The organism is Companilactobacillus pabuli (genome assembly GCF_014058425.1).
In the GTDB taxonomy this organism is placed as follows: domain Bacteria; phylum Bacillota; class Bacilli; order Lactobacillales; family Lactobacillaceae; genus Companilactobacillus; species Companilactobacillus pabuli.
Map to the genome: position 1 here is coordinate 1,601,120 of NZ_CP049366.1, position 12,291 is coordinate 1,613,410.

Consider the following 12,291-nt stretch of genomic DNA (forward strand, 5'->3'; position numbering starts at 1 on the left):
ATTTCAACTTTCCTCTCCCACAAAATTATTTAGTCCAATCTTTATAACTAAACTAGGATCAGTTTCGTCAATAGCACTGATGAAACTTTGAACGTACTCCTGCATCGAATTATTAATCGTCATCTTCTTATTATTGATTCTGATTTTTTGATTCATAAATTCAATAATTTTCAACCTCGATTCGTAACTCAAGTATTCTTTATCATCTAGCACGTTTTCATTGACCCAATAATCCATCAACGGTCGATAAGGTTCCATTAAGTCATCAACTAAGTTAAAACTATTAAACTCATTTCGATGAAAGATACCAAGCATCGTGACCAAACCATTGCCAACCACAATTCGAGCCATACAAGAACGGAGTATTGCATAACCAAAATTCATCGCTGCATTAATCAAACAATCGTCATTTCTAGTAAAGCTTTTGCCATATAATGAATCAAAATAAACTTTAGCTACATGTCCTTCACGATTAGTCGTATCACCAACTTGCAAATCATCAATCAAATCCTCCATCAATTCTAAACGTTCGTTTTCGACACCACTGTATTGGGCAAAAGCTAATTGATTATGCATCTTTTGTCCTATAACTTCTTGCCAAATGATTCCTTTTTGTTCATCACTCCAAGAAGATTGCTTAATCACTCTTTTAGAGTAGTGATGGTACTGTCCATAAGGCAAATAGATTCCTACTGGCAAATACTTATCATCACAAATTACCAAGCCAACATTACTCTGACTCATCCGTGACATTAATTTGGTCGTCAACATGGTTCGATTACCTTCCAAAACTACCATCGTGATATCGGATAGCGGAATAAAGACTTTATTATCTCGCTTCAAAACTTCTAAATTATCTAAACGAAGTCTTAGAACATCCCCTTCCTTGATATGAACAATTCTCCAAGCCATAGACATTCCTCCAAATTTTTTATAAAAAAAACCACCTATTACTTAAAATAGGTGGTAAATTCGGAATAAATCCTTATTTTTGTAGATCTTAAAGAATTTAAAAACAGTAAAACTTTAACCGTATGTGCGCACATACGCATAAGGCGTCCCTTACAAGTAAAAATAATACCATACCATCATGATTAATCAAGAATTTTTTGTGGATAATTTGACTCTTTTTCAAGATAATATGTATCACCTAAAATACTTGTATTTACCTTCCAAATCTTACAATTTTTTGGTATTAATCTTTTTATTAATCTTCCCCTTCCATAGATTGGTAAGACTTTATCATTATCTATTTGAGATATCGGTTTTAATTCGGCGTACTTTTTATTAGAGAAATTCCTTGACCAGAATAACAATTCCACTGATTCATTTGTTTCCATATCTTGAACCTTAATTCTATCTTTTCGATACAGACTGAACATAAATTCAGAATTTTCTGATACGCCTTCAATATTCTTGATTTTTAAATACTTATCTTTCTTAATCCCGTATCCCTCATTCTTATTGAATTTTAGATCAGAGTATTTGATTCCCATAATTTCATATTCACCAGTTTCATGATTCAAATAAACATCTGTTCTCCAAGGCTTTAATGACTGTAAAACAACATGTTTATTATTAGCATTTTTCGGTGTGATATCAATATGTGAGCCTAATTTCTTGTCAAGATACTTAAGTTGTTTAATAGCTGGCCCAGTTTTCTTTGAATACTTCCTAACCATCCCATTATCTCTTCGGTACAGCTCAAACGGACTAATATCTACAGCCTTAATTTTGCCATTTGTCTGTACTTTTTCAATTTTGTCCGGATAGTCAATTACAATCTTCTCTAATTCAGAAAAAGTCCTAGGATCATACTTGTACAACAAAAATTTAGTTTTATCTTTTTTGTAGACTTTTTTGAAATTTTCATATCCATCGACGCTATAAATATCTTTCACTTTTGCCACAACATACTCGGCGTCTTTTTTATCCTTAGACAATTTACCAATTCGTGTGGAATAGATTGTTGCATCACTAACTTTTCGATTCATCTTCTTATCAACTTGATGTGAGAATTTAATTCTATCATCAGCATTCATGATTTCGGAAATGAATCCACTATATGGTTCCTCATACATCACTTTATCGAAATTCTTATCGTCTAAAATCTCGCCAGTTTCGATATCAATTGAGGTTTCATTGATCTTAGTTGGGAAAATCGTACTTCCCTTTTTCCACATTCTCAAGAATGGTGTAGCAGCAATAATTGAAGCATCAATAGCATGATGATGGAACGTATCACGAGTTTTATCAATATGCCAATGTTTACGCATATTAGATGTGAACTTACCCCGAATAACTGTCACTTTAGTATCGTCAGATTTTTCATGGAAAAATTCTTGCAAACTATTAAGTACCACTCGAGAAGAATATCTTGTATCGACTAAGTTACGTGATAAGAATCTTTTTCTAGTTTCAATGTTACTAACATTTTCTTCAAAAAGATAATTATCCCGTTTGGCTTTACTAAAGTTCTTATTCTTACTAACAATGGCCTTAAATTTAGCATAACCTTGGCCATGACCTTCATTCAAAAATTCATATGGTGTTTTTTGTCCTTTAACTTGATTCATTGAGGCAAAACACAATGTCTTATTATTGATACCATCATCAAAAGAAATAGATTGTGGAATAATGTGATCAATTTCAAATTTATCGGGATTACTGATTAAATCATTTGCATTAATTTCTTCACCATTATAGGGGTCAATGCCTTGTTGTTGATGCCACAGACGAATTCCCATCTGAAGTTTACGATTTTTACTAAGAGCAATCTTTACATTCTTTTTGCTGCCAACCGCTTTAACAAAAGCATTGAATGCTGCATCTTTAATCTTTTTATTTTTCTTTTGAAAATCTGCAATTTGCTTTCGTTCTTCATCCAAATTCTTATCACGTGGCATTTCAATAACTATGTATTCAATATGGCCGTACTTTTTCAATACTGCATTAACAATCTTCAAAGCCTCACGTACAGATTTAGAAGCAACTGGATTAAAGATATCATTGGCAATTTCTTTATAAGGCAAATACTTATTACCTTCAAAACGCTTAGTATCCTTTTTAATTAAACCCATTTCCGTCAACAAAGTCATTTGTTCGACCGGACGCTCAATCATTGTTGGTATTAATTTATTCATAGTCTTCAATGAGAAACGATGCCACTTGTTATTAGTCTTGATATCGAAACTATCTTTATTATCAATAATCAACTGAACCAAGTCATCATTCAGGAAATCAAAATCAGGAACTAATCGTTTGTTAATTTGTTTTCTGATTTCTCCATTCTCAGTATTCAACGTCAAAATAAAACTCAAACGATCAATAAAATCTATCGGCCAATCAGTGATATCAATACCAACTTTAAGAAAATCTTTATGAGCTTTACGATATATAGGCATCGAACTTATTTCAGGCTTATCTTTTTCGTTAAGACGAAATCCTTTAATATCATCCTTTTGACAACCTGTAACCTTTTTAATAACGTTCAACATGTTTACTACTGTCGTATTATTTTTAATTTCCGCAATTATCTTTTCTTTATCAATTTGAGTTAATTTGCCATCTTCATAACTCAAAATTCTCAAATTATTCAAATCATTCAAAACGTTGAATAATTGTGCAGTATAAGATGCCGCCGAAGCTCTTAACTCATCTGGATAAATTTTATCGTGACCAATTAATTCCTCAAATAAATTATCCAAGGTACGACCGTCGGTTTTATAAATCCCATAGTCAGTTCGAGACTTCTCATTACCAGGTCCAACAAAGTAATCTCTTTTTCTTGTCAAAATCTGACAGTACTCTTTTACAAACTCACCAGTCAAAATCTCTGGATAAAATTGTTGCTGAGTGGCAATGATTTGTCTTGCTTCTTTTTCATAAGCATTCGTTGGAAAAACATTCAGCAATACTTTTTGGTCATCAATATCGTCTCCAACAATCACTTTACCCCTAACCTTGCCGTAATCATTCAAACGTTGTAATTGAATCTGGGCTGGAGTCTTTTCAATTAATTCTTGACTATTGATTTTTAAACTTGATGAATAATCAGTTCCATCTTCATTTGCATCAGCATCTTTTAAAGCGTAGCTGATTCCTCGACGTTTAATAATTTGATACAAACTATCGGCTAATTCTTCCTTGTTTAATTGTTTAGTCAACCCTTTAACACGCAATTCATAAGGATTCCAATTATTATTAAATGCTGTATGGAAGTTATCCCTATCAAAATTGTCTAATAAACCATATTCTTGGAATAATTTACTTACGTCTTTTCGACGTTGTTTATTCCGATTCAATAATCTTCTGGAACCGCGCATATCACGACGATCTTGGTTTCCAGCGGCAACGGTCGCATTAAACAACCTAGCTCCTAATTCAATCACCTTTCCTTTATCAATATCTAATACACTAAATCCAACTGAGGCAACACCAATATCTAATCCTAAACTGATCCTGTCTGTCATTTTTACACCCTTCTGAGTCTTAATTAAAAAAATTGCTGATTAGAATATATCACAATATTTTCTTCAAAATTGGCGTAAACAAAAAAAGATGCCATCGATAAAAACTTCGATAGCATCCCTATAAATTATTCCATATCAAAATCTAAACTAGGATCAGCGTTCAAATCCAATTCCGCAAAGTCGCCTTTATCAAATTGAATCTGAGCCATAGCACCAATCATTGCGGCGTTATCACCACAAAGTCTCAATGGTGGAAAGACTAATTCCATATCCAAATTCTTGTCTTTGATATCTTTTGCCAAACGTTTTCTCAAACCTTGGTTAGCTGAAACTCCTCCACCAACAATCAATTGCTTAACTGGATGTTGCTTTAGAGCACGGAAAGTCTTGTTACTCAAGATATCCAAAACGGCACCTTGAAAACTTGCAGCTAGGTCATCTTTGTTCAATTCTTCATGAATTTGGTCAGCGTGGTGAACGGTATTAATGAAGGCACTCTTCAAACCACTGAAACTGAAGTCCAAATTATCTTCTTGCACCATGGCACGTGGAAAATCAAAGGTATCTTTACCAACAGCGGCCATTTGGTCAACCTTTTTACCTGCTGGATAGTTGATTCCTAGAACTCGACCAATTTTGTCATAAGCTTCTCCAACAGCATCGTCACGAGTATCACCAAGAGTCTTGAAAACTCCGGGAGCTGTAACTAATACTAATTCAGTGTGTCCACCAGAAACCAACAAGGACATGAATGGATATTGCAACTCAGTCACGAAATTGGCTGAATAGATGTGTCCTGCCAAGTGGTTAACTTTGATCAATGGCAAATTATGGGCAAAGGCAACTGTCTTAGCAGCCATGATACCAATCAACAAAGCTCCGACTAAACCTGGTCCATAAGTAACAGCCACAGCGTCCAAATCTTCATAGCTAACTTTTGCTTCATCTAAAGCCAAATTGATACACTTAGTGATTTCTTCAACGTGATGACGACTGGCAACTTCTGGTACCACGCCTCCGAAACGTTGGTGACTCTTAATTTGGGTCGCAATTATATTTGATAATATTTCCTTACCATTTTTAATAACAGCGACACTAGTTTCATCACAGCTACTTTCAAATGACATTATTAATGTATCTTTTTTCACAGTAATCTCCCTTACAAATCAACCATCATTTCCAAAGCGTCGTGATGATTTCTAAAATAATACTTTTTATGAACGGTCTTAGTCTTGAAACCAAAAGCTTCATATAATGCCAAAGCTGGCTTATTAGTAACGTCAACTTCTAATGACATTTTTTCAAAATTACGCTGGCGACAATAACTAAAGGCTTGATTCAACAACAAATGTCCAATACCCATATTTTGATAATCAACGTGAACTGCCAAATTAGTAATGTGCGATTCACTCTTGTCACTCAAAGAAATACCAATAAATGCCACAACTTTTTCTCGATGAACAAGTGACAAATATAAGGCATTTTTGTTGTCGATCTCCATTTTTACAATATCGATAGGCCATGGAACCGGAATGGGATAGATGGTCTCTTGAATTTGCATATATTGAATATCGTCAGTTTGAACTGCTTTTCTCAAAACAAACTTCTGATCTTCAACCGTCACTACCTTCTCTTCAAAATCAAATTTCGGAGTTTTATTACTAGTAAAAAAACTCTTAAACTTCTTCAACATAGGAAACATTGCCGTCGTCCTTATGTCCCTTAGCATACCAATCGTGTTCAGCTTGAGTTAAACGTAAGTAAGTTGGTACAAAATCGTCGATATTTTCAACAGGTTTTGTATTTTCAGCTAACTGAGCTAACTTGGATGCATCTGGCAATGAATTTTCACTCATAATAATTTTTGCTTTGGGAAATTGATTTTGAATTAATTCCTGTAATCTTGGCGTTGCGTTGATAAATTCAAGTTGATCTTGATTGTAATCTTGTAATGACTCAAACAACTTAGCCATTGAAGTATGGTGATCTTCAATAATATTTCTCAAATCATCCCGATTAACTTGGTAAACTCCAGCAAAAGCATTGTCATTTCTAGCATCCATCAATGGCACTAGGATGTGTGCTTTATCCCCGTTAGCTGCCAATAATTTCAAGCTGGAAACTCCAACTAATTTCTTATTCAAGGTATCAGCCAAAACTTTGGCTACTGTCACGGCAATTCTTACCCCTGTATATGAGCCTGGACCTTTAGCCACTGCAATCAAATCTAAATCTTGTGCAGTCAAACCAGCCTTTTTTAGACAAGCTTGGATATCTGGTAAAAGTGTTACACTGTGTGTCTTTTTTTCAGTGGATTCCATCTGTGCTAAAACCTTGCCATCACTAACTACAGCGACAGAAAGTGGTTTATTAGATGTATCAAATGCTAATATTTTCATGTTAATCCCTCATTCTTAATAGAATTTATTTTAACACAGAATTTGGGATAAAAAAAAACCGACCGCTTATTGGCCGATTTTATTAAATTTCGAATTATCAATCCACTTAAGGACGATATACAAAAGCCCTGTCTGGTAAACCAAACTGAATGCTTCCTTTGGTAGTCTGGTAATCAACAATGCTGAATATGGAACGTTTGTCATCATGTGAATCCATATCGTGTTCAATCCAGTATTGACAACTACTGTAATCAAAAGCACTGTTACTAAACTTCTCCAAACTGTTACTTTATGGTTGTAAAGCATGTAACCATAAATTGCGCCAGCGACTAAAGCTGAGAAAGTGAATCCTAGGAAGAATCCACCACTCGATGGCATTACAACGTTACTGATAACATCAGCTAAAACGTTTGCCATGGCAGCTTTCACTGGTCCAAAATAATAACCTAATAATCCTATTGCAATGAAACTAAAGCCGACTTTCAAGGTGTTGCTCCCGACGGAAAGCTTTGATAACACCATCTGCATTGCGATCAACAATGCCATCCAAGTGACTTCTTGCACGCTTATTACTGTACTTCTACTGTTCATAATCGACATCTCCTAGACGGAGCTGCCACCAGATATAGGCTTAAGACGTATATAAAGTGGCGAATGCGGAAACAAGATCGCGAGATAACTCTTTGTCCGGTGTTCACATTCCGTTCCACCAGCACTTAACGCCTTGAATCCTACTCCAAATTTTTTAGTACTCGTCTATCATAGCACTATTTTTTCTGTAAACAAGTATTTTGTTTGCATTTTACTTATTTCTCCATTCAAACTGAGCAATAACGTTCAGCACGTCACCGTTCTTTATCCAATGAATAGATTTATTGTTCGTATTATCTAGTTTAGCATATGCGACTGGTTGGCTTTCCGTATTGAGTTCTTTGTCGTACTTAATATCCATGCTAGTCAATTGATGACTACCGATAAAATCGATATCTAAGGTATCAACCATCCAATCAAAATAATATGAATTATTAACATGTTTATTAACATCGATATTGTAGTAACCGATATGTTGGGCTTGTTGGAAATCAAAGTCATCCGGTACTTTGACCCGATTGAAACGTTTAAGTTTGGTAGTTTCAACTGCTCCAAACAAATCATCCAATCTATCAGCTGCACTGACAATCTTACGTTGTTTGATATCAATCAAGACAAAGGCACTCGTTGCACTGACCATGCGGTTGCCTTCTTCGTCATCGATCCAAAAATCACGATAGAAGAAATACTTATTGAAACTTGTTGCTTGAGTCGTGACTTTAATTTTTTGACCAAGTCTTGGCATCTTATCAATATCCATGTGATATTGAACCACGACCCAACCTAAGCCGTTATTCTTTACCATTTCACTACTATCGATATCTGCTTGATGCAACTGCTTTTCTGACGTCAACAACATCACATCGACTAGAGCTGACAAACGCATGTCGCCGGTAAAGTTGACGAAATAATAAGGTACTTCCATCTCGATTGAAAAGGTTCTTTTTTCAGTCACGATTATTCTTCTCCAATTCCATGATACAAATTATAAACTTCTTGTTTCTTTAAACCATTTTGTGAAGCCACTTCTTTGATAGCTTTGTTAGGTTTTAATCCCTGTGCTATCAATTTATCGACTGAGCTTACTAAATCGTCGTCAGACTCAACTTGAGCGACCTCTTCAGGCTTACCTGCAATAATCAAGACGTATTCGCCTTTAGGGTCATTTTCCTCATAATAAGCAGCTACTTGATCCAAACTGCCACGCAGAAAGGCTTCATGAATCTTCGTTAATTCACGAGCTAAAGTGATTTGTCTGTCACCACCAAAATTGTCAATCAAATCTTGAATGGTTTTTTTTACTCGATAAGGTGACTCGTAAACAATCGTTGTCTCTTCACGATTAGCCAAATTATTTAAAGCTTGAGTTCTTTCTTTACCTTTTCGGGGTAAGAATCCGTAGAAATAAAATGGTTGTGGGTTGATTCCTGAAGCAATTAAAGCTGTAACTGAAGCAGTCGCTCCTGGCAATGGTACGACAGGAATCTCTTCTTTGATAGCAGCTTTAACTAATTCCTTACCGGGATCACTAATTGATGGTGCCCCAGCATCACTTACTTGAGCTATTTTTAGTCCTTGATTCATTTTTTCTATTAATTCTGGAATACGTTGAGCAGTATTATGTTCATGAAAACTTATTAATTCTGTTGGTATTTCAAAATGATTTAATAAATTTTTGGTATTACGCGTATCTTCAGCAGCAACTAAATCGACGTCTTTTAACGTGTTAACAGCTCGAAAAGTCATGTCTTCTAAATTACCAATTGGTGTTGGCACTAAAAAAAGGCAGCCCTTCGAATTATCAACAAAACTTCTTTGTTCCTTCATTCAAATAGCTCCCCTTATCTGTTCTTAATTGCTTTTTTCTTACTCTTCTTATTACTTCCATAAAGGACATTAGTACAGAAGATACATTCTTCTTTGTCCTTACGATGAGTTCCATAAAATTGTTGGCAAACATGAAATCCTTTGCGATATAAACTTTCCAAATTTAATCGTGAATAGGATAATTTATTACCATTAAAATCCTTATCTTCATAACCCATCTTTTCTAAATGCTTGCGAAGATTTTTGTTTTCAATCTTTAACTCTTCTTTTTCTTCTAGAGTCTTTGACAATTCTTCTTTAAGCAAAGAAACTTTTTTACTTATATCATTTAGTTGATCTGTGATTGTCTCAAATTCATCATATAAATCTTTCTCTGCCATGATTTCACCTACTAATCCACAAATTTTAATGACAAATCTTCTAAAATAGCTTGAAACGAAACATTACTTTTCCACATTTGTTGTGCTGTGAATAAATCATCTGACATTTGGATAACTCGTTTAATACTCTTATTTGACAAGATATCCACAGATGTTAATGTCGATTTTTCTAAATTGTACCTTATTGATAATATATCACTAAAAATTTGATTCAACATGTCGAAAAACAAATGTTGTTGATCCTTATTCTCTACTAACGGCATAACGTCAGTCTGTATATCCACAAATGAATTTATTTTTTGTTTATTAATTTCTTTCAACCAACTCGTTATAACTGTGGTATATGCTTGAAATTTTTCACCGTCAATAGTCTCTAAGTATTTAATATCAGTGACTCTTAAAGCACGTTTGGCTTGTTCTTCTTTAAATCCTAAGTTAACTAACGCTGCAATTTCATCTTCATTACTTTGATTAGAAAGATGAAAAATTTGCACACGTGATTGAATCGTTGGCAACAACTGTTTAGCAGATTCAGCCAACAAAATAATCATCAAATTACCTTCTGGTTCTTCAATTGTTTTCAACAAGTTATTAGCAGCCTGGACGGTCATCTTCTCTGCTTCATCAATAATCAGGATTCGACGTTTCCCTTGAGTAGCGGCCATATTAGCTTCTTTTTTGAAAAACTTAACGTCATCAACACCGATACTTCTTTTATCAGTCTTGATTTCTAAAACGTCAGGATTATCGCCTAAAGCAATCGTCTGACATTTTTGACACGTTTGGTCAGGTGCTCCATCTACTAAGTTATCACAAAATTGGCTTTGCGCTAACCAAATTGCCATTTGTTGTCTGACTTTTGATGAAGCACTATCGATCAAATACGCGTGCGACAACATATTGGAAGAAATAATTTTTTGAAACTCATGAACTACGCGCGGTTGTTCTTTTACTAAACTTTCCATTATTAAAATCTCACGAATTTATCCACCGGTAAAATGAAGCAAGTTGCACCACCGACTTGAACTTCAACTGGATCAGCCATGCTTGAAGCAGCCTCTGGCATCAAGAATGTTGGTGTAACGTATTGTGAGCGAGTATGACTAGTTTTCTTGATAACAGCTAATACATCGTCAACTTTTTCCTCTTCAACACCGATTAAGAAGGTACAGTTTCCGGCTTTCAAAAAACCACCAGTTGATGGCAATTTAGTAGCACGAAAATTGTTTTTCACTAAGTTAGCTTCTAAGTGTTGGCTATCTTTATCTTGGACAATTGCAACAATTAATTTCATAATTTATTTTCCTCCATTAAAAACATCGGGAAATCTCTTGATTATAACATCTAAAGCATCAGCAACGACTTTTTCCACAGGTTGGGCAGCGTCGATAGTTTTGATTCGATCTGGATTATTCTTAACGATCTCCATGTATGAATCATAAACACGTTGATGGAATGACAAAGCTTCCTTCTCCAAACGATCCATTGCACCTTCGTGGTCTTTTCTAATTCGACTAAGACCAACATCTGGCGTCACGTCAAAGTAAATTGTCAAATCAGGCAAATGGCCATCGATAGCAAAATCATTGATCTCAGTAACTTCTTTGGTACCAATTTGACGACCGCCACCTTGGTAAGCAATTGAACTATCAACGAAACGATCACTCAACATAACCTTGCCTTCGTCTAAAGCTGGCAAAACAGCATCAACTAAATGCTGACGTCTAGCCGCTGCGTACAATAGAGCTTCAGTTCTAGGGTCCATTTCTTCATCATGAATATCCAAAATAATTTTTCGGATTTTTTCAGCAATGATACTGCCGCCGGGTTCTCGAGAAAGAACGACTTCTTTATCAGTTCTTTCCTTCAAAAGTGGCAATAGCTTCTCAAGTGCAGTCGTTTTGCCCGCTCCATCTGGTCCTTCAAATGATATAAATATTCCTGACATTATATAACCCCTTTTAAATGATTACTACTATTTTACTTGAAAAACGAAATAAATGAAACTCATGGCAAGTTGTTATTTGGTTTTGATTAAAAATAAATCGAAGTCAAAAATAGCATTCATATATAGAATGTAGTTCTATTCAGAAGAACTACATTCTAATAATATGAATGCTATTTATTTTTTCTATTAAATTATAAAGCTACTATCTAGTCCGGAATAGCAAAGAAAATTGGCTCAGTAGTGAAATTATTCTTAGCAACTTGTTGCTTAGAATAAGGCCGAGTTTTGAGATTTTGCGCACTTGATTTATGCAAAAGTTCAAAATCGTGCCCACTACGTTCCAGCCAAATTTTCTTTGCTATGGAGGACGGCAGTTAAAAACACTACTACCAGTGCTTTTCAGCTCGACTAGGTTGCTTCAAGAAAGTATCTTCTTCACCAAAAATAATATTGGTCGTAGCCTTAGCTTGGGCCTTTCTTCTTCTAGCTTCTAAATACAAAAATTGATACTTCAATTGATCTAATTTCAAATGAATTCTTGTCGTATCGTCTACATCCACTGAATTATTAATCATTCTTTGGGTATTCCCGATTCGTCTTTGAATCTGGTGAATATTATCTAAGAGGCGATCGTCTTCCATTTTTTGGACAGACATTTTCTTTCTACCAAACAT

The 12,291-nt window shown here is 34.9% G+C and carries 13 protein-coding genes and 1 riboswitch; all 13 genes read right to left on the minus strand.

Features of this window, described 5'->3' with window-relative positions; genetic code table 11:
* Positions 1–3: 3 nt before the first annotated feature.
* Positions 4–912 carry a type II CRISPR-associated endonuclease Cas1 gene (gene cas1, locus G6534_RS07750; RefSeq protein WP_059075139.1) on the minus strand — a complete coding sequence of 303 codons (909 nt, stop codon included), beginning with the start codon at positions 910–912 and terminating at the stop codon, positions 4–6.
* Positions 913–1,094: 182 nt separating this feature from the next.
* Positions 1,095–4,472, minus strand: a complete 3,378-nt coding sequence (cas9, locus tag G6534_RS07755; protein WP_182082571.1) for a type II CRISPR RNA-guided endonuclease Cas9 — start codon at positions 4,470–4,472, stop codon at positions 1,095–1,097.
* 125 nt (positions 4,473–4,597) lie between these two features.
* Positions 4,598–5,599: a tRNA (adenosine(37)-N6)-threonylcarbamoyltransferase complex transferase subunit TsaD gene (gene tsaD, locus G6534_RS07760; RefSeq protein ID WP_059075150.1), complete on the minus strand. Its 1,002-nt coding sequence runs from the start codon at positions 5,597–5,599 to the stop codon at positions 4,598–4,600.
* A 32-nt stretch (positions 5,600–5,631) separates the two neighbouring features.
* Positions 5,632–6,174, minus strand: a complete 543-nt coding sequence (gene rimI, locus G6534_RS07765) for a ribosomal protein S18-alanine N-acetyltransferase (protein WP_059075140.1) — start codon at positions 6,172–6,174, stop codon at positions 5,632–5,634.
* Positions 6,149–6,871 carry a tRNA (adenosine(37)-N6)-threonylcarbamoyltransferase complex dimerization subunit type 1 TsaB gene (gene tsaB, locus G6534_RS07770; protein ID WP_059075141.1) on the minus strand — a complete coding sequence of 241 codons (723 nt, stop codon included), beginning with the start codon at positions 6,869–6,871 and terminating at the stop codon, positions 6,149–6,151. The genes rimI and tsaB overlap by 26 nt, the downstream gene beginning before the upstream one ends.
* A gap of 66 nt (positions 6,872–6,937) precedes the next feature.
* A complete protein-coding gene (locus G6534_RS07775; RefSeq protein ID WP_059075142.1) occupies positions 6,938–7,462 on the minus strand; it encodes a folate family ECF transporter S component in 525 nt (174 codons plus the stop codon).
* 55 nt (positions 7,463–7,517) lie between these two features.
* A riboswitch (THF riboswitch) is annotated at positions 7,518–7,612 on the minus strand.
* 61 nt (positions 7,613–7,673) lie between these two features.
* Positions 7,674–8,417, minus strand: coding sequence for an acyl-[acyl-carrier-protein] thioesterase (locus G6534_RS07780; RefSeq protein WP_059075143.1), 744 nt, complete (start codon positions 8,415–8,417; stop codon positions 7,674–7,676).
* A gap of 2 nt (positions 8,418–8,419) precedes the next feature.
* Complete coding sequence (gene rsmI / locus G6534_RS07785) at positions 8,420–9,289, minus strand: 16S rRNA (cytidine(1402)-2'-O)-methyltransferase (protein WP_059075144.1); 870 nt, start codon at positions 9,287–9,289, stop codon at positions 8,420–8,422.
* 14 nt (positions 9,290–9,303) lie between these two features.
* Entirely contained in the window at positions 9,304–9,669 is a 366-nt protein-coding gene (locus G6534_RS07790; protein ID WP_059075145.1) for an initiation control protein YabA, read from the minus strand.
* 11 nt (positions 9,670–9,680) lie between these two features.
* Positions 9,681–10,634 carry a DNA polymerase III subunit delta' gene (locus tag G6534_RS07795; protein ID WP_059075146.1) on the minus strand — a complete coding sequence of 318 codons (954 nt, stop codon included), beginning with the start codon at positions 10,632–10,634 and terminating at the stop codon, positions 9,681–9,683.
* 2 nt (positions 10,635–10,636) lie between these two features.
* On the minus strand, positions 10,637–10,963 hold the full coding sequence (locus G6534_RS07800; protein ID WP_059075147.1) for a cyclic-di-AMP receptor: 327 nt from the start codon (positions 10,961–10,963) through the stop codon (positions 10,637–10,639).
* Between the two features lie 3 nt (positions 10,964–10,966).
* On the minus strand, positions 10,967–11,617 hold the full coding sequence (gene tmk, locus G6534_RS07805) for a dTMP kinase (protein WP_059075148.1): 651 nt from the start codon (positions 11,615–11,617) through the stop codon (positions 10,967–10,969).
* Positions 11,618–12,003: 386 nt separating this feature from the next.
* Positions 12,004–12,291 (minus strand): YaaL family protein, encoded by a 288-nt coding sequence (locus G6534_RS07810; protein ID WP_059073763.1) that lies wholly within the window; start codon positions 12,289–12,291, stop codon positions 12,004–12,006.